This window comes from Pradoshia sp. TA40_28 (assembly GCF_059694525.1).
In genome coordinates this window covers 16,371-40,465 of the sequence record NZ_JCATZO010000014.1, presented here as the reverse complement: position 1 = coordinate 40,465, position 24,095 = coordinate 16,371, and the positions used below count along the sequence as shown (strand labels likewise).

Annotated in this window: 17 protein-coding genes and 1 riboswitch; all 17 genes read left to right on the top strand. The window is 38.2% G+C overall.

Annotation, left to right across the window (positions count from 1 at the left end):
• The first annotated feature begins 218 nt into the window (after positions 1-218).
• Positions 219-1,808 carry a malate synthase A gene (gene aceB, locus AC58NB_RS15490; protein WP_497427716.1) on the top strand — a complete coding sequence of 530 codons (1,590 nt, stop codon included), beginning with the start codon at positions 219-221 and terminating at the stop codon, positions 1,806-1,808.
• Positions 1,809-1,850: 42 nt separating this feature from the next.
• A complete protein-coding gene (gene aceA / locus AC58NB_RS15485) occupies positions 1,851-3,128 on the top strand; it encodes an isocitrate lyase (RefSeq protein WP_497427737.1) in 1,278 nt (425 codons plus the stop codon).
• A 373-nt stretch (positions 3,129-3,501) separates the two neighbouring features.
• Positions 3,502-3,792 carry an Asp-tRNA(Asn)/Glu-tRNA(Gln) amidotransferase subunit GatC gene (gene gatC / locus AC58NB_RS15480; RefSeq protein ID WP_497427715.1) on the top strand — a complete coding sequence of 97 codons (291 nt, stop codon included), beginning with the start codon at positions 3,502-3,504 and terminating at the stop codon, positions 3,790-3,792.
• Positions 3,793-3,808: 16 nt separating this feature from the next.
• The gene (gatA, locus tag AC58NB_RS15475; protein ID WP_497427714.1) at positions 3,809-5,278 is read left to right on the top strand and encodes an Asp-tRNA(Asn)/Glu-tRNA(Gln) amidotransferase subunit GatA; all 1,470 of its coding nucleotides are present in this window, start codon (positions 3,809-3,811) and stop codon (positions 5,276-5,278) included.
• On the top strand, positions 5,279-6,709 hold the full coding sequence (gatB, locus tag AC58NB_RS15470) for an Asp-tRNA(Asn)/Glu-tRNA(Gln) amidotransferase subunit GatB (RefSeq protein ID WP_497427713.1): 1,431 nt from the start codon (positions 5,279-5,281) through the stop codon (positions 6,707-6,709).
• A 220-nt stretch (positions 6,710-6,929) separates the two neighbouring features.
• Positions 6,930-9,092: a GDYXXLXY domain-containing protein gene (locus AC58NB_RS15465; protein WP_497427712.1), complete on the top strand. Its 2,163-nt coding sequence runs from the start codon at positions 6,930-6,932 to the stop codon at positions 9,090-9,092.
• A 99-nt stretch (positions 9,093-9,191) separates the two neighbouring features.
• Complete coding sequence (locus tag AC58NB_RS15460; protein ID WP_497427711.1) at positions 9,192-10,172, top strand: diacylglycerol kinase; 981 nt, start codon at positions 9,192-9,194, stop codon at positions 10,170-10,172.
• Between the two features lie 99 nt (positions 10,173-10,271).
• Complete coding sequence (rlmD, locus tag AC58NB_RS15455) at positions 10,272-11,648, top strand: 23S rRNA (uracil(1939)-C(5))-methyltransferase RlmD (protein ID WP_497427710.1); 1,377 nt, start codon at positions 10,272-10,274, stop codon at positions 11,646-11,648.
• Between the two features lie 476 nt (positions 11,649-12,124).
• A complete protein-coding gene (locus tag AC58NB_RS15450) occupies positions 12,125-12,352 on the top strand; it encodes a hypothetical protein (RefSeq protein WP_497427709.1) in 228 nt (75 codons plus the stop codon).
• A gap of 615 nt (positions 12,353-12,967) precedes the next feature.
• On the top strand, positions 12,968-14,110 hold the full coding sequence (locus AC58NB_RS15445; RefSeq protein WP_497427708.1) for a BMP family lipoprotein: 1,143 nt from the start codon (positions 12,968-12,970) through the stop codon (positions 14,108-14,110).
• Between the two features lie 123 nt (positions 14,111-14,233).
• Positions 14,234-15,766 (top strand): ABC transporter ATP-binding protein, encoded by a 1,533-nt coding sequence (locus tag AC58NB_RS15440; protein WP_497427707.1) that lies wholly within the window; start codon positions 14,234-14,236, stop codon positions 15,764-15,766.
• On the top strand, positions 15,759-16,910 hold the full coding sequence (locus AC58NB_RS15435; protein WP_497427706.1) for an ABC transporter permease: 1,152 nt from the start codon (positions 15,759-15,761) through the stop codon (positions 16,908-16,910). Before AC58NB_RS15440 ends, AC58NB_RS15435 begins: the two co-directional genes overlap by 8 nt.
• Positions 16,910-17,869, top strand: a complete 960-nt coding sequence (locus tag AC58NB_RS15430; protein ID WP_497427705.1) for an ABC transporter permease — start codon at positions 16,910-16,912, stop codon at positions 17,867-17,869. Before AC58NB_RS15435 ends, AC58NB_RS15430 begins: the two co-directional genes overlap by 1 nt.
• A 636-nt stretch (positions 17,870-18,505) precedes the next feature.
• A riboswitch (purine riboswitch) is annotated at positions 18,506-18,610 on the top strand.
• A gap of 84 nt (positions 18,611-18,694) precedes the next feature.
• Positions 18,695-20,404 carry an adenine deaminase gene (ade, locus tag AC58NB_RS15425; RefSeq protein ID WP_497427704.1) on the top strand — a complete coding sequence of 570 codons (1,710 nt, stop codon included), beginning with the start codon at positions 18,695-18,697 and terminating at the stop codon, positions 20,402-20,404.
• Between the two features lie 452 nt (positions 20,405-20,856).
• The gene (gene bsh / locus AC58NB_RS15420) at positions 20,857-21,909 is read left to right on the top strand and encodes a choloylglycine hydrolase (protein ID WP_497427703.1); all 1,053 of its coding nucleotides are present in this window, start codon (positions 20,857-20,859) and stop codon (positions 21,907-21,909) included.
• Between the two features lie 407 nt (positions 21,910-22,316).
• Positions 22,317-22,691 (top strand): DUF956 family protein, encoded by a 375-nt coding sequence (locus AC58NB_RS15415; protein ID WP_497427702.1) that lies wholly within the window; start codon positions 22,317-22,319, stop codon positions 22,689-22,691.
• 428 nt (positions 22,692-23,119) lie between these two features.
• Positions 23,120-24,088, top strand: coding sequence for a mannose/fructose/sorbose PTS transporter subunit IIA (locus AC58NB_RS15410; RefSeq protein WP_497427701.1), 969 nt, complete (start codon positions 23,120-23,122; stop codon positions 24,086-24,088).
• Positions 24,089-24,095: the final 7 nt, after the last annotated feature.

Sequence of the window (24,095 nt, the reverse complement as noted above, 5' to 3'; positions counted from 1 at the left end):
GGTTCTAAAAACCCCCCTCCGAATCATTCGAAGGGGGGGTTTTTATGTACCCTAGTAATCTACTTTTACCTTTATAGATTGTTTTGCACGTTTTTATAAAAAACACAAAATTTACCATAAAATAGTTTGCAAAATCAAAAATCTGTTATATAATACAAAATATAATAAACTTTCTGTTTTATAACAAAACATATAGGTAAAGGAAGTGAATGTCTTACATGGCAGTACAAACAAATGGACTCAATATTCTTGGGAAAATGGAAAATGGTTTTGATGAAATCTTGACTCCGGAAGCGCTTGAATTCGTTGAAAACCTGGAAAGACATTTTGGTTCAAGACGAAAAGAACTATTGGATCAGCGCAGTAAACGTCAAGAAGAAATTGACAATGGTAAACTCCCGGACTTTTTGCCGGAGACAAAAAGTGTACGTGAGGGTGATTGGAAGATTGCGCCTTTACCGAAAGATTTACAAGATAGACGGGTTGAGATTACAGGGCCTGTTGATCGGAAAATGGTCATTAATGCTATGAATTCAGGTGCCAAATGCTTTATGGCTGATTTTGAAGATGCAAATTCTCCAACCTGGAAAAACAATATTGAAGGCCAGATGAATCTCCGCGATGCAGTGAATCGGACGATTACCTTTGAAAATCCAAACGGAAAAAAATATAAATTGAACAAAGAGACAGCAGTACTTATCATTCGTCCGCGAGGATTCCATCTGGAAGAAAAGAATATCACGTTGGACGGAAAGCCCATCTCAGGTGGACTAATCGATTTTGGATTGTATTTTTTCCACAACGCAAAGACTTTGTTGGAAAATGGTAGCGGTCCATATTTTTACTTGCCTAAAATAGAGAGCCATCTAGAAGCTCGCCTTTGGAATGATGTCTTCGTCTATGCGCAAAATCATCTGAGTATCCTACAAGGTTCCATCAAAGCAACTGTCCTCATAGAAACCATCCTAGCCGCATTTGAAATGGACGAAATTTTATACGAGCTGAAAGATCATTCAGCCGGTTTAAACTGTGGAAGATGGGATTATATTTTCAGCTATCTTAAGAAATTCAGAAACCATGACTCTATTATTCTACCGGATCGATCTGTTGTCACAATGGCTGTACCGTTCATGACTGCCTACTCCCAGTTGGCTATTAAAACCTGCCATAAGCGGAATGCACCTGCTATTGGGGGAATGGCCGCGCAGATTCCCGTTAAAAATGACGAAAAAGCAAATGAAGAAGCTTTTGCAAAGGTAAAAGCTGATAAGGAACGCGAAGCTAAGAATGGTCATGATGGTACATGGGTGGCGCATCCTGCTCTAGTACCAGTGGCAAAGGAAGTGTTTGATCACTATATGCCACAGCTGAACCAAATCGATAAAAAGCGTGAAGATGTACAAGTTAAAGCAGCTGATCTTCTCGAAGTGCCAGAAGGTTCCATCACGGAACACGGTGTGCGGACTAACATTAATGTCGGCATTCAGTACATTGAATCCTGGCTGAGTGGGAGAGGCGCAGCACCAATTAACAACCTGATGGAAGATGCAGCAACAGCAGAAATCTCCCGAGCACAAGTATGGCAATGGGTACGTCATTCAAAAGGAATACTGGATGATGGACGCAAGGTAGATATAGAGATGTACAAAACCTTTAAAGAAGAAGAGTTAGAAAAGATAAAACAAGAACTTGGTGAAGGGCGCTTTATGATTGGCCGTTTTACCGAAGCAGCAGAGCTTTTTGACAAATTGATTATTAGTGATGAGTATTATGACTTCTTGACTTTACCTGCATACGAAATTCTATAAAAAATCATTTAGGTTTTCATATAAAAGGAGGAAGTACGAATGATGAGAGAAGAACTGATTAAACAAATTGAAGCAGAGTGGAAAGATGAAAGATGGGAAGGAATTGAACGAACATATTCAGCTGAAGATGTATTAAAACTGCGTGGATCTGTACAAATTGAGCATACTTTGGCAAGAAGAGGTTCCGAAAAACTTTGGAATTACCTAAAAACAGAAGATTATATTAATGCACTTGGTGCTCTGACTGGAAATCAAGCTGTTCAGCAGGTAAAAGCAGGGTTAAAAGCCATTTATTTGAGCGGATGGCAGGTTGCTGCAGACGCTAATCTTTCCGGTAATATGTACCCTGACCAATCCTTATATCCGGCCAATAGTGTACCGGCTGTTGTAAAACGTATCAACCAAGCTCTACAACGTGCGGATCAAATTCATTATTCTGAAGGTAAAGAAGATATCGATTGGTTCCAGCCAATTGTTGCGGATGCTGAAGCAGGATTTGGCGGGCAGCTGAACTGTTTTGAGCTTATGAAAGGTATGATCGAAGCTGGCGCAGCAGGTGTTCACTTTGAAGATCAGCTTTCTTCCGAAAAGAAATGCGGTCACTTGGGCGGTAAAGTACTTCTTCCTACGCAAACAGCAGTAAGGAATTTGATTGCAGCTCGTCTTGCGGCGGATGTAATGGGTGTTCCTACTCTTCTGATTGCTCGTACGGATGCAGATGCAGCTGATTTGATCACAAGTGATATTGATCCGACAGATAAAGAATTTATTACTGGTGAAAGAACTCCAGAAGGATTTTACCGCACAAAAGCGGGTATTGATCAAGCAATCGCACGTGGACTTTCTTACGCACCATATGCAGATCTAATCTGGTGTGAAACATCTGAACCAAATCTGGAGGATGCGAAGAAATTTGCCGATGCGATCCATGAGAAATATCCAAACAAAATGTTAGCCTATAACTGCTCTCCTTCTTTCAACTGGAAGAAAAAATTAGATGATGAAACAATAGCGAACTTCCAAAAAGAAATCGCTAAAATGGGATACAAATTCCAATTCGTTACACTTGCTGGATTCCATGCGCTTAATCATGGTATGTTTGAATTGGCTAGAGGATATAAAGAACGTGGAATGGCTGCCTATTCTGAACTTCAGCAAAATGAATTTGCCAGTGAGCAATACGGCTATACAGCAACAAGACATCAACGTGAAGTGGGTACTGGTTATTTTGATGAAGTGGCGCAAGTGATTACTGGTGGAACTTCTTCTACAACCGCACTTAAGGGTTCTACTGAAGAAGAACAATTCCAGAAAGCCTAAATTTAAAGATTAGAAGAATAGAAAAAGCTTATGTACTAAGAAAAAGGTGAAGAGTTGTATCTCTTCACCTTTTTCTCATTTTAGTTGATTCGAAAGAAGGACTGCCGAATTTTTGAGGGAAACCTGTTAACTTTAAAGATCCAAAATACGCTAATGAAGAGAGCTGAGGTTGTTGATTCGGTGGAATTCATCATTTCATGACAAACTTTTCCCGGGCAATAATGAAAAAAATGAAGGAATATTTCACCCTTTTTTTGATTATTACTGATAAGCTTGAATCTGTCGGTAATACCGATTGCTTTAGCGCGTGAAAGTTTGGTATTATCATAATAATTGTTATTTGCGGCACGCAGTAAAATGGAGGTGGACTTGAATGACTCGCATTTCAAAAGAACAGGTTAAACATGTTGCTAATTTGTCTAGATTGGCTATCACGGAAGAGGAAACTGAAAAGTTAACAAAACAACTGGATTCAATTATCACTTTTGCAGAACAATTGAATGAGTTGGATACAGAAAATATTGAACCTACTACACATGTTTTACATATGAAGAATGTCTTAAGAGAAGACAAGGCGTCTAAAGGATTGCCAAGGGAAGAAGTACTGAAAAATGCTCCTGACCACCAAGATGGACAAATACGTGTACCAGGAATAATGGAGTAGCCAGGGAGGGAAAATTATGTCTTTATTTGATCGTAAAATAGCTGACTTGCATGAGTCGCTTCGCAAAAAGGAATTATCGGTAACGGATTTAGTTACTGAATCCTTTTCCAGAATTAAAAAAGTAGAAGGCAATGTAAATGCATTTTTAACCTTAAATGAAGAAAATGCCTATAAGGAAGCGGAAAAACTGGATCAACAAGTTGTTTCAGGTGAAATAGGCGGTCCTTTATTTGGTATGCCAATCGGAATTAAAGATAATATTGTGACAAAAGATTTACGCACAACCTGTGCCAGTAAGATATTGGACAACTTTAACCCGATCTATGATGCAACTGTTGTAGAAAAGTTAAAACAAGAGAATACCATCACAATTGGCAAGTTAAATATGGATGAATTCGCAATGGGCTCTTCTACTGAAAACTCCGGATACAAAAAAACAACAAATCCATGGAATCTCAATCACGTGCCAGGCGGTTCTTCAGGTGGTTCCGCTGCAGCGGTAGCAGCGGGTGAAGTTCCATTTAGCTTAGGCTCAGATACAGGCGGCTCCATTCGTCAGCCAGCATCCTTCTGTGGGGTTGTAGGAATGAAGCCTACCTATGGACGTGTATCTCGTTATGGCTTAGTTGCATTTGCTTCATCTTTGGATCAGATTGGACCTATTACACGTACAGTTGAGGATAATGCCTATTTACTAAACGCCATTTCTGGAATAGATCCAATGGACGGTACTTCTGCCCATATCGAGGTTCCTAATTTTACAAAGGCATTAACAGGTGATGTGAAGGGACTTAAGATTGCTGTTCCTAAAGAATATCTGGGAGAAGGAGTAAGTGAGGAAGTACGTCAGTCTGTTCTGGATTCATTAGCGACTTTAGAAAAACTGGGGGCTACCTACGAAGAAGTATCTTTGCCTCATTCCAAATATGCTCTTTCAACTTACTATTTATTATCTTCGTCTGAAGCATCTGCAAACCTTTCTCGTTTTGATGGTGTCCGTTATGGCCACAGAACAGAAAATCCAGAAAACTTAATCGAAATGTATAAACAATCAAGAGCAGAAGGCTTTGGGGATGAAGTAAAAAGACGGATCATGCTTGGAACATTTGCATTAAGTTCCGGTTACTACGATGCTTACTATAAAAAAGCGCAAAAGGTTCGTACATTAATTAAACGTGATTTTGAAACAGTGTTTGACCAATATGATGTTATTGTAGGACCAACTACGCCAACTCCTGCATTTAGATTGGGCGAAAATACAAATGATCCAATGACTATGTACATGAATGATATTTTAACCATTCCAGTCAATCTTGCCGGTGTACCGGGAATTTCAGTGCCTAATGGCTTTAGTAATGGCCTGCCACTCGGATTGCAAATTATCGGGAAGCATTTTGATGAAAGTACAGTTTATAAAGTTGCCCATGCTTTTGAACAGGCGACAGATTTCCATAAACAAAAACCGTCTCTACAGGAGGTGGAGTAAATGAAGTATGAAACAGTCATTGGACTTGAGGTCCATGTTGAATTAAAAACTGAATCTAAAATATTCTCTTCCTCTCCGAATCAGTTTGGAGCTGAGCCTAATACAAATACGTCAGTAATAGACCTAGGATACCCGGGTGTATTACCAGTATTGAATAAAAAAGCAGTTGAATATGCTATGAAAGCAGCTATGGCATTGAACTGTGAAGTGGCAACTGATACAAAATTTGATCGTAAAAACTATTTTTATCCGGATAATCCAAAGGCTTATCAAATTTCACAGTTTGATAAACCGATTGGAGAGAATGGATGGATTGAGATTGAAGTAAATGGTGAGAAGAAAAGAATCGGAATTACTCGCCTGCATTTAGAAGAAGATGCAGGGAAATTGACACATACTGCCGATGGTTATTCCTTGTGTGATTATAACAGGCAGGGTACACCGCTTATCGAGATTGTTTCTGAGCCGGATATCCGTACACCTGAGGAGGCATATGCTTATCTCGATAAGCTGAAAACAATCATTCAGTATACAGGCGTTTCCGATTGTAAGATGGAAGAAGGAAGCTTACGCTGTGATGCGAACATTTCCTTACGCCCATATGGTCAGGAAGAGTTTGGTACGAAGACGGAATTGAAAAACTTAAACTCCTTCAACTTTGTTCGTAAAGGACTTGAGTTTGAACAGCAAAGACAAGCGGAAGTACTGAATGAAGGTGGAGAAATCCAGCAGGAAACTCGCAGGTTTGATGAAGCAACAGGTGCTACCCTATTGATGCGTGTTAAAGAAGGCTCTGATGATTATCGTTATTTCCCTGAACCGGATTTAGTTGAACTATATATCGATGATGAGTGGAAAAACCGCGTTCGTGCAGAAATTCCTGAATTGCCGGATGCACGGATCAAGCGTTATACAGAAGAATTCGGACTACCGGCATATGATGCGGGAGTGTTAACTGTCACAAGAGAAACAGCCGATTTCTTTGAAGCAACCACAGCTGCCGGTGCTGAACCTAAGCAAGCTTCCAACTGGATTATGGGGGAGCTTTCAGCTTACTTAAAAACATCTCAAAAAGAACTGCATGACACGGCTCTTACTCCAGAAGGATTAGCTGGCTTAATCAAATTGATTGTAGATGGTACTATCTCTTCCAAAATCGCTAAAACTGTTTTTAAGGAATTAGTAGAACAGGGAGGAAATCCTGAAACAATCGTGAAGGAAAAAGGACTTGTGCAAATTTCTGACGAGGGTGCATTGCGTACAATTGTAACAGAAATTCTGGATAAGAATCCTCAATCTATTGAGGATTTTAAAAATGGTAAACAAAAAGCAGTTGGTTTCCTTGTTGGACAAATGATGAAAGCAACAAAAGGGCAAGCTAACCCGCAAATGGTCAATAAATTGATTATGGATGAACTTCAAAAAAGATAAATGATAACAAAAGTCTCCCGGTTAAACGGGAGGCTTTTTATTTTTTACTAGAATATTGTTAAGTGTATTCAATGTTTTATGTTCCCCTCTATAAGTAAGTTTGATATGGTAGAGGTGATATTATCAGATTAATCAGTTATTTGGTTTCTCGCCAACTTGTGATGAAAGGTTTTTTTGAGGAAACAAAAGAATATACATGTTGAAGAGAGGGGTGAAGCAATTGAAGCAAGAAAAGATGGCTAAAACAAGTTATCTGCTGGGTATTCTCTTTGGATTAAGCGCGATTATATATTTTTTTGCGGCTAATTGGGGAGGGATGGATCGTCATCTGAAAATAGGATTAATCATTATTTTAATGCTTCTGTTTTATGGAGTAAGCTATGGTTTTTCAAAATGGAAGAAACATCAACAGGATGTTGGAGCCTGGATTTTTTGGGGAGGGTCTGTTGCTTTTGGTGTGGCGGTGGCTCTGCTGGGTCAGTTATATAATTCTCATGCAGACAGCTATTCCTTATTTTTAGTGTGGCTGATTCCATCTTTCCTTTTAGCTATATTTACCCGTTATCCGATATTTTTTGTTCAATCCTACATACTTTTAAATATAACGGTGTATACATATTTTTATCCTTTGAATAGCTGGATTGATAGAAGTGATACAGAGCATACACTGATTCTTTTGGGAATCATTTTCCTAAACATTGCTGGTCTATATATCTTCTCAAAAAGAGGACCAAGGCTTATTTCGTATTTATCCAGCGCTTGGATACAGATATTATCTATTGAGCTGACCATTCGTTGGACCTCTATTTATTTGTTTAATGAGGAGAAGGGTTTCTCTTTTATCGGAATAATAGCTTATCTAGTCATTGCAATCGTTTCATGTTGGATCCTCTATGACTATATGAGGAATAGGCAGAATAAAGCGGTTAGTGTTATCTTTTCTTTAGGGATTTCCTTTAATCTCATTGTTCAATTTCTGATGATTTCAACATGGATTGATGGATTTTTAGCCTATTTCGTTGGTCTGCTTATGGCTATTGCTCTTATAGTGTTCGGCACAAAATGGTTGGCAAAACTCTCTGAATCTAGAACATCTGGTGAAACTCATTTCCTCTCTACTCTGATCAAGCTGGTCTTCGTTTTTCTGGCCGTTTTACTTTTATCATCATCAGTGATTGGAATACTGTTCCTGATTGGATTAGAAGAGTATATCACGCGGTTTATGATGGCCATGGTCATCTTGGTTCCAATTGGAAGTCATATCGCTAGGGAGAACTCTATTCTCCGCTACACAGTGATGCTGTCGGGATTGTTTATTTCCTCCACAATCCTATGGGATCATTCCGGCATTGTACTCTTCATCTATTTAACGTTAATTGGATATACAACCTGGCGTGAAAGAGAAAGGGTCATATACCCGATTGGTTTAGGCGGTATGATTTATGCAGGAGTGCTTTTGCTCTATAAACTGCTACCGGATGTCTCTGGTGATGCTGTCGTTATCATATGGATAGCTTTAATCTTTGCATTATACATCTCAGTCAAAAATCCATACACCAAAGGATGGAACTTGGTTGCGATTCTGACCCTTTGGTTGGTGCTTACATTCTTCTCAGAACATACTTTCCTTTACTATCTTTATAATTTTAGTTATCTTTTCTTCCTGATTTATTTTACGTACCGCATTATGCATAAGAAAAATCACATGCTCGAAAATGCCGTTATTCTTTATTTAATTGGATACCTTGGCTATAAATATTACGATTTATTTTGGACGCTACTTCATAAATCAATTACGTTTGCGATTGTGGGAGTCATCTTCTTATGGATTGCTATTTATATGGATAAAGAGTTAAAAGACGGGCGTGATCATAAACATTTCAAATTTGTGTTGCAGGGTGTTCGGAAATGGTTTCCAATTGTACTATTTCAGGTGCTGATCCTATTAGTTATCACTTTCCAGAAGGAAGCGATTTTACGTAATGGAACAGATATTATTTTGAAAGTAGAACCGGTAGATCCGCGGTCTCTTTTACAGGGAGATTATGTTCAATTGTCCTATAATATTAGCCAGGTAGAATCATATGATCTTCCTAATAAGGTATATGTGCTTGTGGAAGCAGACAAAAAGGGGATTTATCAAATTAAAGAGATATATGATACTATAGAAGAAGCAAAAGATGAGAAGACAGGAAATAATCAGGCTATCCTTACAGGAAAAGTCAACGGGGATACGATTCAGTATGGCATTGAAAACTTTTTTATTGAAGAAGGAACTGGAGCAGAAGTAGAAAAGAATGCCAAGTTTGCAACTATAAAAGTTGGCAGTAATGGGGATGCCATTTTGAAAAGTGTGTCAAGTAGTCTGCCGGAGATTGAGTAAACACATTAGCAAATGTCTTTTTACAGCGGTATAATAATATAGGAATTTTTGAAACGTATAAATGTACTCCGAATTTGTAATATAGGGTGATGATTGGTTATGAAAAAAGCAAGGATAATATATAATCCTACCTCAGGAAAAGAAGCATTTAAAAAACATTTACCTGAAGTTCTGGAGAAATTAGAGAAAGCTGGATATGAGGCTTCCTGTCATGCAACAACCGGAGCAGGCGATGCTACCAGAGCAGCACAAATTGCTGTGGAAAGGCGCTATGACGTGGTTATCGCTGCAGGAGGAGATGGAACGATCTATGAAGTAGTGAATGGATTAGCGGAACAGGAATACAGACCGAAATTAGGGATTATCCCAGTCGGGACAACGAATGATTTTGCCCGTGCCTTACATATATCAACGAAATCCATTCCTGAAGCGGCTGATACAATTGCTGAAGGACTAACGATTCCAATTGATATCGGAAAAATGGATGATCGTTATTTCATTAATATAGCAGCCGGAGGTCGGTTAACCGAACTGACATATGAGGTGCCAAGTAAGCTGAAAACCAGACTTGGACAGTTGGCGTATTATATGAAAGGACTCGAAATGATACTTCCTTCTTTGAAGGCGACATCGATGACGATTGAGTATGACGGCAAGCTGTTCGAGGGTGACGCAATGCTTTTCCTTGTGGCCAATACGAACTCAGTTGGTGGATTTGAGCGGTTGGCACCAGATGCTTCTCTGAATGATGGTATGTTTACGCTGTTAATCTTAAAGAAAATTAATTTGCCGGATTTTGTCCGTATAGCGGCGTTGGCTTTACGTGGAGAGCATATTCATGATCCTTCCGTGATTTACGTGAAAGCGAACCGTATAAAAGTACACTCTGCTGAAAAGCTTCAATTAAATTTAGATGGTGAGTTTGGCGGTTTGGCACCGGCTGAATTTGTTAATCTCTATCGTCATTTAGAAGTTTTTGTGCCTGATGGTGTACATGAAAAACAGAAAATAACGGATCGGCATATACTTGTTTCTGACGATGCCGTGTTTGAAAAGCCAGATTTGGACCAACTTCTTTAAGAAGTTGGGTTTTTTTATGGTAAAATCCAGGGATTATCGGTCTGTCCTATTTTATGATACAATCATGAGTACTCAATAAAAAATCGAGGTTAGCAAAGAATGACTGAAAAGAAAATAGCGCCAATTCAAAAAAATGATTATATAGATGTTGTATTTGAAGATTTGACTCATGAAGGCTCTGGAGTAGCAAAGGTAGAAGGATATCCGATTTTTGTCCCATTTGGCCTTCCAGGAGAGAAAGCCCGAATTAAAGTGACCAAGATTAATAAAGGCTATGCCTTTGGGCGCTTGATGGAGCTACTGGAAGAAAGTTCTGACAGAGTCGAGCCGCCATGTCCGATTTACCGTCAATGCGGTGGCTGCCAGCTGCAGCATTTATCCTATGAAGGCCAGCTTAAGGCTAAGGAAAAAATGGTCCGGGAAATAATGGCGAGAATCGGAAAACTGCCTGATGTACCAGTTCATCCAGTCCTTGGAATGATTGAGCCGTGGAATTACCGTAATAAAGCCCAGGTTCCAGTTGGAGAAATGGAAGGCGGACTTGTAGCTGGATTCTATGCAAAACGTTCGCATGAAATCATTAATATGGATGAATGTCTAATCCAGGTAACCGAAAATGATGATACGATTCGGACAGTGAAAGCAATATGTGAGAAATACCGCGTGCGTGCCTATGATGAACGCAATCATAAAGGGTTGCTTCGTCATATTATGGTTCGCCATGGACAAGTGACCGGTGAAATTATGGTCGTTCTTGTTACAAGGACACCTGAGCTTCCTCATGCAAGAGAAATTATTAAAGAAATCATTGGTTCTGTTCCTGGGGTTAAATCGATTATTCAGAATGTAAATTCCTTGAAGACAAACGTCATTCTTGGGTCGAAAACAAGTGTATTATGGGGAGCAGAAGTGATCTATGACTATATAGGCGATGTTAAATTTGCCATCTCTCCGCGCTCTTTCTATCAAGTGAATCCTACGCAGACGAAGGTTCTTTATGATAAGACGCTGGAGTATGCGAATCTAACAGGTGACGAAACGGTTATTGATGCTTATTGTGGAATTGGAACCATTTCCTTATTTTTAGCCCAAAAAGCTAAAAAGGTCTATGGTGTCGAAATAGTTCCTGAAGCCATTGAAGATGCTAAAAAGAATGCTGAACTAAATGGGATTACGAATGTGGAATTTGCGGTAGGCAGCGCCGAAACTGTCATCCCAGCATGGTATGAAGAAGGAATCACAGCAGACGTCTTAGTTGTGGATCCACCACGTAAAGGCTGCGACGAAAATCTTCTAAACACCATAGCAGAAATGAAGCCGAAAAAGGTCGTCTATGTATCATGTAACCCAGCTACATTGGCAAGAGACCTCATGTACTTGGAAGAGCACGGTTATAAAACAGTGGAAGTACAGCCTGTAGATATGTTCCCGCAGACAATGCACGTCGAGAGTGTAGCAAAATTAGTATTGAAATAAGGCAGCAGCCCTCAAAAGGGGCGCTGCCTTTTTATGTTTCTTGTATTGGATTTATGAACTAAATGGTGATCTAAACTAAATTGAAATTATTTGACTAAATATTCAGAAAAGTATTACTATAATAATATATTAGTATAAGTTCTGTGTTGCTATACGTCGTGTATAACACCAGACAGCATTAGGAGTATATTACTTACTTGGCGCAAATCCAGAAGAAGGAGGTGAAATTTAACGCAGGAGAGATTCCCGGGTATCGGGTTTTGCAATCGCTGTAATGCAAGTCTGAGCGAACAGCCGGGTTTGGATGACCATCACTATGTTTGGAAATGTACAGAGTGCGGTCATAAGATTAGCATTTCTTCGGATTCAATCTATGAAAATGAAGATGATTTCAGAGATTATGACGGTTAAGTAAGTACAATTGGCTAAGGGATTTCTTGAGTAGACGGCTTTATAAATATAAAGGAGGGTAACCAATGGCTAATTTTAAATTTTCAAGAAGTAGACCATTTGTTCCGTTGGGTGTACTCAATAATGAATCGGATAAATCTAAAGAAATAGATGATATCGGTGATATGGATGATATCGAAGAATTTGATGAGTCTTTAAGTGTTTACGAAGCTGCAGAGATATGGGCTTCAAACGGGAAAGATGAAGATTATATGTTTGGGTACACGGAAGAAGAATTGGAAGATGCTCTTTAAAAATCAACACCCTGTTAGAATTATTGGGTTAGCAGGATGTTGGCATCTTAGGGTTATACAGCTTTTATTTTCTTTACGTGCTTGAAGCTTCTAGTGCCGTTTTATATTGTTGCAGGAAAGAGTTGATAAAGCCAACAACTTCTCTTGTTGTGCTGTCACATATACTCCACACAAGTGGAGAGTGTAGCAAAATTAGTATTGGAATAAGGCAGTAGCCCTCTATAAGGAGGATACTGTCTTTTTTTAATTAAGGAAGTTTTCGTGCGATGTGTCTCTTTATTAAGATAATATTTTATGAGTATTCGCCTTTTTGTTTGATTTTATATAAATAAAATTATGTTTTCATTTATCTACTAGTATATATACGAACGTTAATTTACTTTTGTTATAAAATATACGTATTTTTTATTGACGGTTAGGGTTTGTGTTGTTATTATAAGTGAGTAAAGAGTGATGTTATTTCAATATAATAAAATACAAAGATTAAGCCTGAAAGTTTCTGTGAAAATACCATAAATAGCTTGACTATGAGTTTTTGTATATACGTCAAGAGCTGGTGTAATAAGATTCTTTCTTGGCTGCAATTCAACATGAATAATAGAGGAGGATCTTTTCTTGAAACAAAGTACTAAAAAAATAGCAATGGTCTTAATAATGGCTTTAATGACTGTTGTTATGGCAGCGTGCGGAAATAGTGAAGATAAAAAAGAGTCCGGATCAGGTGAAGAAGGATTAAAAATTGCTATTGTAACAAGCCTTACTGGTGTTGATGATGGCAACTTTAATGAAAATAACTATGAAGGTATTTTGAAGTTTATTGAGAACAATCCAACAGCAACTGTAAAGGCTATTAAAGAAGAAACGGGCGACCCTGCTGCAGGTGTACAAGCAGTTGCGGATATCGTAGCAGATTATGATGTTATTGTAACGCCAGGTTTCCAATTTGCTGGAGTTTCAAGTGTTGCTTTAGAAAATCCTGATAAATCATTCATTTTAATTGATTCTGAGCCTACACCTGTAGGTGATCAAAAAACGTTCGATAATATATATTCTATGACTTTTGCCGAACAAGAAGGTGGATTTTTTGCCGGAATGGCTGCGGCACTTGAAACAAAAACAAATAAAGTTGCGGTTGTAAACGGGATTGCGTACCCATCAAACGTAAACTATCAATTTGGTTTTGAATCAGGCGTAGAGTTTGTTAATAAAAACTATGGAAGAAATGTTGAAGTTGTTGAATTATCAGGTTATGCAGGCACTGATGTCAATGGTGCTGATGTTGGTGGTAACTACGCGGGATCCTTTGGAGATGAAGCAACTGGAAAAATAATCGGAAATGCATTGATTAAAAAAGGTGTAGATCAAATCTTTGTTGCAGCAGGTGGTACAGGCAATGGTGTATTCACAGCCGTTAAGGAAGCGAAAAGCGATGTAAAAGTAATTGGCTGTGATGTTGACCAGTTTGATGATGGTGTAAATGGTTCTAAAAATATCGTATTAACATCTGCGGCTAAATTTATGGGCATGAACGTTGAAAAGACATTGAATACCATTGTTGACGGAAGCTTTAAAGGTGGAAATGTAGTTCTACATGCAGATACAGATTCTACTGGATTTATCAAAGAAGAAGGCCGTCATCAATTATCGGAGGATACACTAACTAAAATGAATGAAGCATACGAGTTAGTGAAAGAAGGCACGATCGTCCCAGCCTCTAACTTTAATGGTCATACACCAGAAAAGTTTCCGGGGTTGTAATATTCAATAGAAATAAGAAATGAATCATTAGAAGTTTGTCACTCCCTGATTTCTTGAGAATCAGGGAGTTGATGGACTTCTAATTTTTTCCCTTGTAATTATTGTGGATAATGGAGGAGAAAGATGTCTGATTATATTGTAGAAATGAAACATATAACCAAACGGTTTCCTGGAATAATAGCGAATGATGATGTCTCCATCGGCATAAAAAAGGGAGAAATTTTCGCTTTGCTTGGAGAGAATGGTGCAGGTAAATCAACATTGATGAGTATGTTAGGCGGCATGTATGAACCCGATGAAGGAGAAATTTATATCCGGGGTGAAAAAGTGAATATCAGTTCACCCAACCATGCGGCGAAGCTTAACATAGGAATGGTCCATCAGCATTTTAAGTTAGTCTCTGATTATACGATTACAGAGAATATTGTTTTAGGAATTGAACCAATCAGAAAATTTGCCGGGCTCTTTCCATACGTGGATATTCGAAACGCTAATCGGAAAATTGAGGAACTGTCTAAAAGTTTTGGCTTGGAAGTCGATCCTACGAAAAAAATAGCCGATTTGAACGTTTCCATGCAGCAGAGGGTTGAAATTCTAAAGGTACTTTATCGTGAAGCAGATATCCTTATCTTTGATGAACCGACTGCAGTCTTAACGCCACAGGAAATTGAGTTTTTGCTGGAGATTATCAAAGTCTTGAGAGACGGTGGAAAAACCATCATATTGATTACGCATAAGCTGGAAGAAATCAAGAAGGTGGCCGATCGATGTGCCGTATTGAATAAAGGCAGATTAGTCGATGTCCTGGATGTAAAGACAACATCGGTTAATCATATGGCTCAATTAATGGTAGGCAGAGAGGTAAACTTTGAAACTGAGAAACTACCTGCTCAGTTTAAAGAGGAAGTATTAAAGGTAGAGCATCTAACCGTTAAAAATGAAGATGGGTTTGAAGTAGTGAAAGATGTATCCTTTACCATTCGCAGCGGTGAGATCTTTGCCATTGCAGGGGTTGCAGATAATGGACAGGTTGAAATAGCGGATGCAATAGCTGGTCTAACAAAGGTCAGCAACGGAAGTATATACCTTAATGGAAAGGATATTACGAATGAACCAATAAGAAGCAGAACAGAGGCTGGTATTTCGTATATACCTGAAGATAGACAAAGCTTTGGACTGTTTTTGGACTTCGATTTAGCTACTAACCTAGCATTAAAGCAGTACTACAAGGAGCCTTTTTCTAGTAAGTGGATGCTAAATAAAGAGGAATTCGAGCGATCTGGCAGTGAGTTGATTGCTAAATATGATATTAGAAGCGGACAAGGTATCAAAACTCAAGTTCGTTCAATGAGCGGTGGTAATCAGCAAAAAGCCATCATCGCTCGAGAGATTGAATTGCAATCCCCTCTTATGATTTTCGTTCAACCAACACGTGGAGTAGATATTGGTGCAATCGAAAATATCCATAAGATGATCATTCAAGAACGTGATCGTGGAAAAGCGATTCTCCTTATATCATTGGAGCTTGATGAAATTATGAATGTAGCGGATACCATAGGAGTTATCTATAATGGCCAACTTCAAAAGATTGCTAGTAGAGAATCATTAACGACCAATGAAGTCGGTGAATATATGATGGGGGCAAAGCATGAGTAAAGATAGAAAGAATAAAAACTTACGTAATAGTCTTATTCGGCGAATAAATAATGAGAAGTGGCAATCGATCTCCATTCCACTAGTCGCCATAATCATGAGTTTTATTGCGGCGGCTATTGTCATACTTTTAATGGGTAAAAACCCTTTGCAGGCATTCTACAACTTATTCCAAGGGGCAGGAATTTTGCCGAAACCATCCTATGCAGGCTATAAAAACATGTTGACTGATTTCATGAGTTTGCTGAACGCGATGACGCCGCTTTTATTTGCGAGCTTGGCAGTTGCTGTTGCGTTTAGAGCGGGTCTATTTAATATAGGTGTTGCCGGTCAAATGCTCGTCTCTGGTTTTTTTGCGACGATTATTGTCGGTTACAGTGGTTTGGATGCAATCATCGCAAAGCCGCTTGTTTTACTGATTGGTATTGTCGCTGGAGGACTGATGGGAGGATTAGTTGGGTGGCTCAAATATAAATTTAATATCAATGAAGTCGTATCGACGATCATGTTGAATTATATTGCACAATATGTCATCAGCTTTTTTATTCAAATGTATTATATTGATCCAGTCTCAAGGCAATCTAAATATATTTCCGAAGCAGCAAGATTAACGTTGGCGAATGTTGAAATAGGGGCCTTGAAAATGGATATTCCGTTAGGCTTTGTTTTGGCCATCATAACCGCTATTTTAATAAAGATTCTCATGGACAAAACAGTGGTTGGATTTGATATTAAAGCAGTAGGTTCTAATCGCAATGCAGCAAAATATGCAGGAATCAATGTGGGAAGAAATACAGTCCTGGCAATGGTTATATCGGGAAGCTTGGCTGGTCTGGCAGGTGTCACGTATTATTTAGGTTATTATGCTTCCATACAACCAAAAGTATTATCAGACATCGGCTTTGATTCTATTGCTGTAGCCCTATTAGGAAACTCTCATCCGATTGGTGTTATTTTCTCTTCATCCCTAATATCAATCATTGATCAGGGAAGCACATACATGAGTTCACAGGCAGGCATCAGACAAGAAATTTCTTCTGTGATTGTTGGGTTAATCCTGTTATTTAGTGCATGTGGTGTATATCTGAAATATAAAATTAGCCGCATGAATGAAAAAGAAGCGGAACGAAAGGAGAGTAAATCATAATGGATACAGTAATTATGGATGGCCTATCCTTTGCGTTGCCTCTTTTTATTATAGCAATTGGCGGTATATACAGTGAAAAGAGCGGTATTACCAACTTAGCCCTTGAAGGGTTCCAAGGTTTTGGGGCATTCATCGGGGCGCTGTCAGCTGTATTAATCGCAAATGCCTTTGGTACAGATATCCAAGATTTATTTTACGTGGCGTTACTATTTGCCATGATCGGCGGGATGGTTTTCGCCATTATTCACGCTGTACTATGCATTAAGTTTAAGGCAAACCAAGTGATCAGTGGTGTCGTCATTAATATTTTGGCTTTGGCTTTAACAACGTTCTTAACGACACAAATTAATGCGCTTGTCTTTGGAACTGCTTCGGACAAGTTCCAGTTAGGTGTCATGGAGCGGTTTACTATTGCTGGTTTAGCCGATATACCAGTAATAGGTGCAATCTTTACGAATGTGTATCCGTTTGAAGTGATTATCATCGTGATTGCCATTTTTGCTTGGTATCTTTTATATAAAACAAAGTTCGGCATGCGCTTAAGAGCGTGCGGGGAAAATCCTCATTCGGTTGATGCAGCAGGTGTAGACGTAGCGAAAATCAGGTTTACAGCAGTCATTATATCGGGTCTATTATCAGGTCTTGGCGGCATGTGTTTTGCCTATTCTATTTCAGCTAACTTTTCTTCCAGCATTTATATGGGATATGGATTTTTAGCGATTGCTGCATTAATTTTCGGTAATTGGAAGATTGTTCCTACACTAGCTGCTTGTCTTTTATTCGGTTTTGCAAAGTCTGGCGGAGCCTTTATTGCTCAGTCAATGGCATTGCCAAGCAGTTACACTGATTTATTTATGATTTTACCGTATGTCTTAACATTATTGTTATTAATCTTTTTTTCTAAATCGAATCGTGCTCCGAAAGCATTAGGTGAAATTTATGACAAAGGAAAGAGGTAACTATATTCACTAAGTAGTTTCCAGTGGGTGAGTAACTATTATGATTTTAGATATTACAAACTCTCATTTTGCGGCGAGATAAGGTAAAAAAACCACCAATATTTCGTGTGTTGCCACATACATTCAAAATATGGAATGTGTCGCATAGCATATATGGAAATAAGGCAGTCAACCCTCCTAGGGGTGCTGCCTTTTTGTATTTCCTGTATCGGATTTATGAGAATTGTATGGAATCTGGATATGCCCCTCAGCTGTACAAATAATCTATTCTATCTACCAGTTAGTGAAGGAGTGTGCAGTTAATCCCTTCTGTCTTGGGGCCTTTTGTTGTTTTATAAAATGGTTTCAGTGCAATTCTGCGCTAAATCACCACAATAAGACCGGTCGCTTAGGGTATTCTTCAAGGAGGAGTTATGCCATATTGTTAAGCTAAAAAACTTTGATTTAATTAAGTGGGTTTTGATCCCACATTGTTTTTTCAGAAAATAGTTTAGCTAAAATTATAATAACTAAGCACAGATAGGATTCAGCATTTTGTGATTTACGAAACAATAAGGCAAATGTGTTTTTTGAAAAATAAATTTAATTTCATTGACTATCAATACATGCGTTGTTAGAATGCATAAAAAGGTTTATGAAATAAAAACAACTATAACTCGTATAATCTTGGAAATATGGTCCAGGAGTCTCTACAAACTAACCACTTTAATTAGTTCGTCTACGGGAATAGATACGCACAGAATGTATAGTAAACTGCTAGTTATTATTTATACATCCTCTACCCAGCTTATTTTTCCCACTGAACAAAAAATGAGGAGGAATAAGATGAAAATCCCAGAACAAATCAAATCCCAAATATTAGCGGCACGAAACATCAGTTTACCTGAGCTAGTTATTAAAAATGTTCAACTAGTAAATGTGTTTACGGATGAAATAGAGCGAGCGGATGTCGCCATTCATAATGGTAAGTTCGTAGGTATTGGCCAGTATCATGGTGAAAAAGAAATCGATGGTACGCCATATATAATGGTGCCAGGCTTAATTGATTCACATGTCCATATTGAATCTAGTATGCTTTCTCCTTCCCAATTTCAAAAAGCTGTTTTACCGCGAGGAATTACGACTATTATCACAGATCCCCATGAAATCGCAAATGTTCAAGGGGTAAAAGGAATAGAATGGATGTTGAAAGACAGTGAAAACTGTTTATTGAATTATCGCTATCAACTGCCTTCCTGTGTCCCGGCAACTTCCTTTGAGGACAATGGATCCACTTTGACGGCTGAGGATCTTGCGCCTCTTTACAATCATAAGCTTGTGCTTGGCTTGGCAGAAGTGATGGATTTCCCTGCCGTATTATCCGGTCAGGAAGATATAATGGCAAAGCTCTCAGGTGCAATTATGAACAATGTTCCAATTGACGGACATGGTGCAGGTTTAAGCGGAAAAGAGATTAATGCTTATTTGACAGCAGGAATAACAACGGATCATGAATGCGTAATACCAGAGGAAATGATTGAACGGGTCAGAAGAGGTATGTATGTGATGCTTCGTGAAGGCTCGGCTGCCCGCAATCTTCATGATTTGTTAGCCGGCTATAGTAAAGAGCTTTCGCATCGTTTAATGTTTTGTACAGACGATAAGCATATAGATGATTTATTAGAAGAGGGAAGTATTGATTATCATGTGCGTGAATGTATAAAGGCTGGAATCGATATCTATTCTATTATGAGAATGGCATCTCTTAATGCTGCTCAATGCTATAACCTAAAAGGAAAAGGGGCAATTGCTCCTGGCTATGATGCTGATTTTATATTATTAAATGCAATTGAAGATTTTGATATACATTCTGTTTGGGTAAACGGCATCCGATACGAAGAGGAAAGAGAGCAAGCGAAAGAAGCGTCTTTTGAAAATACCGTTATATTGGGAAGCTACTCTAAAGAGCTGTTACGTCTGCCATTAACTTCTGAGACTGCTAGGGTTATTGAAATTATTCCTAATTCAATAGTGACGAAAAAAGCGCAATACAAGGTACCGGTTGAAAATGACCTGTTTGTGCCAAGTGAAGGAGAGGATTTCGTAAAAATAGCTGTAGTCGAAAGGCATAAAGGTACAGGAAGAGTAGGGGTAGGTATTGTAAAGGGCTTCCGTCTGCAAAAGGGAGCGGTTGCTACAACGATTGCTCATGACTCGCATAATATTATTTGTATCGGAACGAATGATGAAGATATGGACATCGCAATCAGGGAGCTTGAGAAAATCGGTGGAGGTATTTCAATTGCCTGCGATGGAAAGACAATCGCTTCATTATCCTTGCCAGTTGCAGGATTAATGACAACCATCTCAGCTGAAGAATTGAATGATCAATACAGCCAATTACTAATTGCACTGTCATCCCTTGGCATTACGGATGAATTCTCACCTTTACTGACATTATCTTTTTTGGCCTTGCCAGTTATTCCTTCTTTAAAGCTTACGAATCAAGGATTGTTTGATGTTGATACATTTATGTTTGTGGATGTAAGTGTATAAATTACTCGGTGAGGCCTCTCAAAAGTCTTCAATGTCTTTGAGAGGCTCTTTTCGCTTGTTTGTGCTGAATCATATAGATCCTATAAATAATTACAGTTTACAGGACACCATACGTTTTTAATTACAGTCCACAGAAGTGAAAGTGTGTGCATTGCTAAGCTATTAATAGAATATCAGCGTTTTAACTTCATACAGATGTGTCTTTATCATCCCGTCGACTAATGTTGACGGGAATTATTTATATGGATATGAATCGAGAAAGGAGTACCCATATATTATTGATGTAAATAGATAAGGAATTATTGAAGATACTATGTCATATGAATGGTCTAATTGAGAAACTGATACTCCAGAGAGTTTAATTTAAACCACTGTAAACCAAACTGACTCAATAAAGAATTTCCTTGAGTAAATAGCTTGTATAAAAAATTTAATAATGCAGAAAAATATAGTTGGATTTTGATCTTTCGAATAATAAAAGCAAACGAATTGAAGAAAATAATGAGGTGATCTATATTTGTACGGGATTAAGTATTCAATCTCCAGAGGGTAAATGGTTTTTTGGAAGGAATATGGACCTAGCATATTATTTTAATCAAGCAGTTATGATTATACCAAGAAACTATCAATATCAAGATAGAGTAACAGGTAATATGGTAACTAATAAGCGTGCTATCATTGGAATGGGGACAGTAATTGATAATCATCCTCTTCTAGCCGATGCTATGAACGAAGATGGTCTAGCCTGCGCAGGATTAAATTTTGAAGGCTACGCCTACTTTGAGGAAGAACCGATTGAAGGAAAAAATAATATCGCACCATACGACTTTATACAATGGGTATTATCAAATCACGAAACAGTAGAAGAAGTTAAACAAGGAATTGAGTGTTTAGAACTTGTGGATTGCCCAATTAATGAAGACACACCTGTTTCAATGCTTCATTGGATGATTACCGATAAAACTGGAAAGGCTATTGTGGTAGAAAAGACAAAAGACCGCTTGGCTGTACATGACAATCTCATAGGAGTTTTGACCAATAACCCTACCTTTGATTGGCATGTAACGAACTTGAATGAGTATTTACATCTAACACCGTTTTCACCAAAAGAAACAAATTGGGGTAAGCAAACATTAAAATCATTGGGGATTGGAGCAGGAACATTAGGCATACCCGGTGACTTTGCATCCGTCTCCAGATTTGTAAGGATTGCTTATATTCGCTCACATATGCCTAAAATCGAGGGAGATATACCTTCTATCACACAATTTTTTCATATGCTGGATTATGTGAAAATGGTTAAAGGAGGGGTCCTTACAGATGAGGGTTTAGAGGATGGTACAACCTATTCCTCTTGTATGGATCAAGAAAAAGGTGTTTATTATTATAAAACGTATGAAAATAATCGGATCAATGCGATAGATATGCATAAGGAACAACTAGAGGGGACCAAACTGAGAATCTTTAACTACCTTGTAAACCAGGATGTTAACTATCAGAATTAGATCCATAAATATTGGATTAGGCTTTTAAGCGGATAGCATGAACAGGAGAGAGCTTATCATATGGGTAAAAGTACTCCTACTTCTTTAGAGTGTAAAAAAGCTAAGCATTAATTATCACATAAAGGATCCACACGTCTCAATTGTGTGTCAGATGGATTAACCTAATCTTGGAATAAAGATTAGGTCTTTTTTCCTTATAACTTAAAAGGTATGTGGATAACCAGTATATTATATTAATATAATATTAAAACTGTTACTCAAGATAGAGGAGTGTAAATAAATGCTGACACGCTATTCAATGTCGTTACTATTTTTTAACCTATTAGTTTAATTTAAAAAAAGATTCTTAAAAGGTGAAAAAATACGTATAATAATAACTATTAAAAGAGAGAAATGGAGTATATCAAATGGTTCAATCAATCAATACAAAAGTCGATTTAGTTATTGATGCAACATCACATATGGGACTTGCGGAATATGGAAAAATTATGATTGGAGATAAAGGGTTTGAATTCTTTAATGAACGTGATGCTCGTAAATTTATTCAAATTCCTTGGGAAGAAGTTGATTATGTCATTGCTTCTATCATGTTTAAAGGGAAATGGATTCCGCGATATGCCATTCAAACTAAGCGAAATGGAACATTTACATTTTCTTCGAAGGATTCAAAAAGAGTTTTACGGGCCATCCGTGAATATGTTGATCCAAATCATATGATTCAATCATTAAGTTTCATAGATGTAGTCAAACGAGGTATGAAGAATATATTTAAAAAACAATAGTCTTATATAAAAGACAGGGAGTGAACTTGTCTTTTTTTGTCGTAGGAAAACGAAAATTGCGACTAATTAACCAGACCATTGCACAAGGGAAGGAGACACGGAAAATCAAAATCTTGCTTGAAAGCGGATTATTCGACATGCTATAATCACTATGTGAGTTGATTGAAATTTTCGAAAAGCGAGTCTTAATAACCATCTCCTTTATTTTTTACGCGTTACTAATTCGATCAGGCATGAGTAAAAAGTATTGATTGATGAAGAAAAAGGGGAAGCGTTTATACCTATAACTTCATTTAATCGACTTTCTATTTATGTCTTTTTTTGTCGATAGTGTAATCGCTTATGGATGGTTGTAAAAAACGTCTATGAAATAAGTAGGCGTGTTTTACCGTGTTTGTTAGATTGTGATAATAATAGGAGGTAAAAAGATGGTAGGGATTATCATTGCTAGTCACGGCGAATTTGCTAGTGGTATCTTGCAATCCGGGGAGATGATCTTTGGAGTACAAGAAAATGTAAAAGCTGTTACATTGATGCCAAGTGAAGGACCTGATGATGTAAAAGCAAAAATGAAAGAAGCAATCGCCTCTTTCGATAACCAAGATGAAGTATTATTCTTAGTCGATCTTTGGGGTGGTACACCTTTCAATCAAGCCAACAGCTTGCTTGAAGAACACAAAGATACATGGGCAATCGTTGCTGGTCTGAACTTGCCAATGGTGATTGAAGCTTTTGCATCCCGTTTTTCAATGAACACAGCACATGAAATTGCTGCTCATGTTTTAGGTACTGCTAAAGAAGGAGTTAAAGTAAAACCTGAAGAATTAGAACCGGCTGCAGAGGCAACACCTGCTGAAAAACCGTCAACAGCAGGTACCCCTGGTAAATTTGAATATGTGTTAGCTCGTATTGACTCTCGCTTGCTTCACGGACAAGTAGCGACTGGTTGGACTAAAGCAACAAATCCTACTCGTATCATTGTTGTATCTGATACAGTAGCTAAGGATGATCTTCGTAAGAAATTAATCCAACAAGCAGCTCCACCAGGTGTAAGGGCACACGTTGTTCCTGTACATAAAATGATTGAACTTGCAAAAGATGATCAGCATTTTGGCGGTCAGCGCGCACTGCTTCTTTTTGAAAATCCGCAAGATGCACTTAGGGCGGTTGAAGGCGGCGTTCCATTGGAGACGATCAATGTTGGTTCTATGGCACACTCAACTGGTAAAGTTCAACCGAATAAGGTGCTGGCATTTAACCAAGAGGACATTGAGACTTTTGCTAGATTAAAAGAGCTTGGTTTGAAATTTGATGTACGTAAAGTTCCGAATGACTCAAAAGGCAACATGGACGACATTATCAAGAAGGCCCAAGAAGAGTTAAACAAACAAAAGTAATCATGAT

Coding starts and splice junctions, on each gene's coding strand:
- gatC (WP_497427715.1), top strand. CDS start 3,502: ATGACTCGCATTTCAAAAGAACAGGTTAAACATGTTGCTAATTTGTCT.
- ade (WP_497427704.1), top strand. CDS start 18,695: ATGAAAATCCCAGAACAAATCAAATCCCAAATATTAGCGGCACGAAAC.
- AC58NB_RS15440 (WP_497427707.1), top strand. CDS start 14,234: ATGTCTGATTATATTGTAGAAATGAAACATATAACCAAACGGTTTCCT.
- gatA (WP_497427714.1), top strand. CDS start 3,809: ATGTCTTTATTTGATCGTAAAATAGCTGACTTGCATGAGTCGCTTCGC.
- aceB (WP_497427716.1), top strand. CDS start 219: ATGGCAGTACAAACAAATGGACTCAATATTCTTGGGAAAATGGAAAAT.
- aceA (WP_497427737.1), top strand. CDS start 1,851: ATGAGAGAAGAACTGATTAAACAAATTGAAGCAGAGTGGAAAGATGAA.
- rlmD (WP_497427710.1), top strand. CDS start 10,272: ATGACTGAAAAGAAAATAGCGCCAATTCAAAAAAATGATTATATAGAT.
- gatB (WP_497427713.1), top strand. CDS start 5,279: ATGAAGTATGAAACAGTCATTGGACTTGAGGTCCATGTTGAATTAAAA.
- AC58NB_RS15435 (WP_497427706.1), top strand. CDS start 15,759: ATGAGTAAAGATAGAAAGAATAAAAACTTACGTAATAGTCTTATTCGG.
- AC58NB_RS15430 (WP_497427705.1), top strand. CDS start 16,910: ATGGATACAGTAATTATGGATGGCCTATCCTTTGCGTTGCCTCTTTTT.
- AC58NB_RS15450 (WP_497427709.1), top strand. CDS start 12,125: ATGGCTAATTTTAAATTTTCAAGAAGTAGACCATTTGTTCCGTTGGGT.
- AC58NB_RS15410 (WP_497427701.1), top strand. CDS start 23,120: ATGGTAGGGATTATCATTGCTAGTCACGGCGAATTTGCTAGTGGTATC.
- AC58NB_RS15415 (WP_497427702.1), top strand. CDS start 22,317: ATGGTTCAATCAATCAATACAAAAGTCGATTTAGTTATTGATGCAACA.
- AC58NB_RS15460 (WP_497427711.1), top strand. CDS start 9,192: ATGAAAAAAGCAAGGATAATATATAATCCTACCTCAGGAAAAGAAGCA.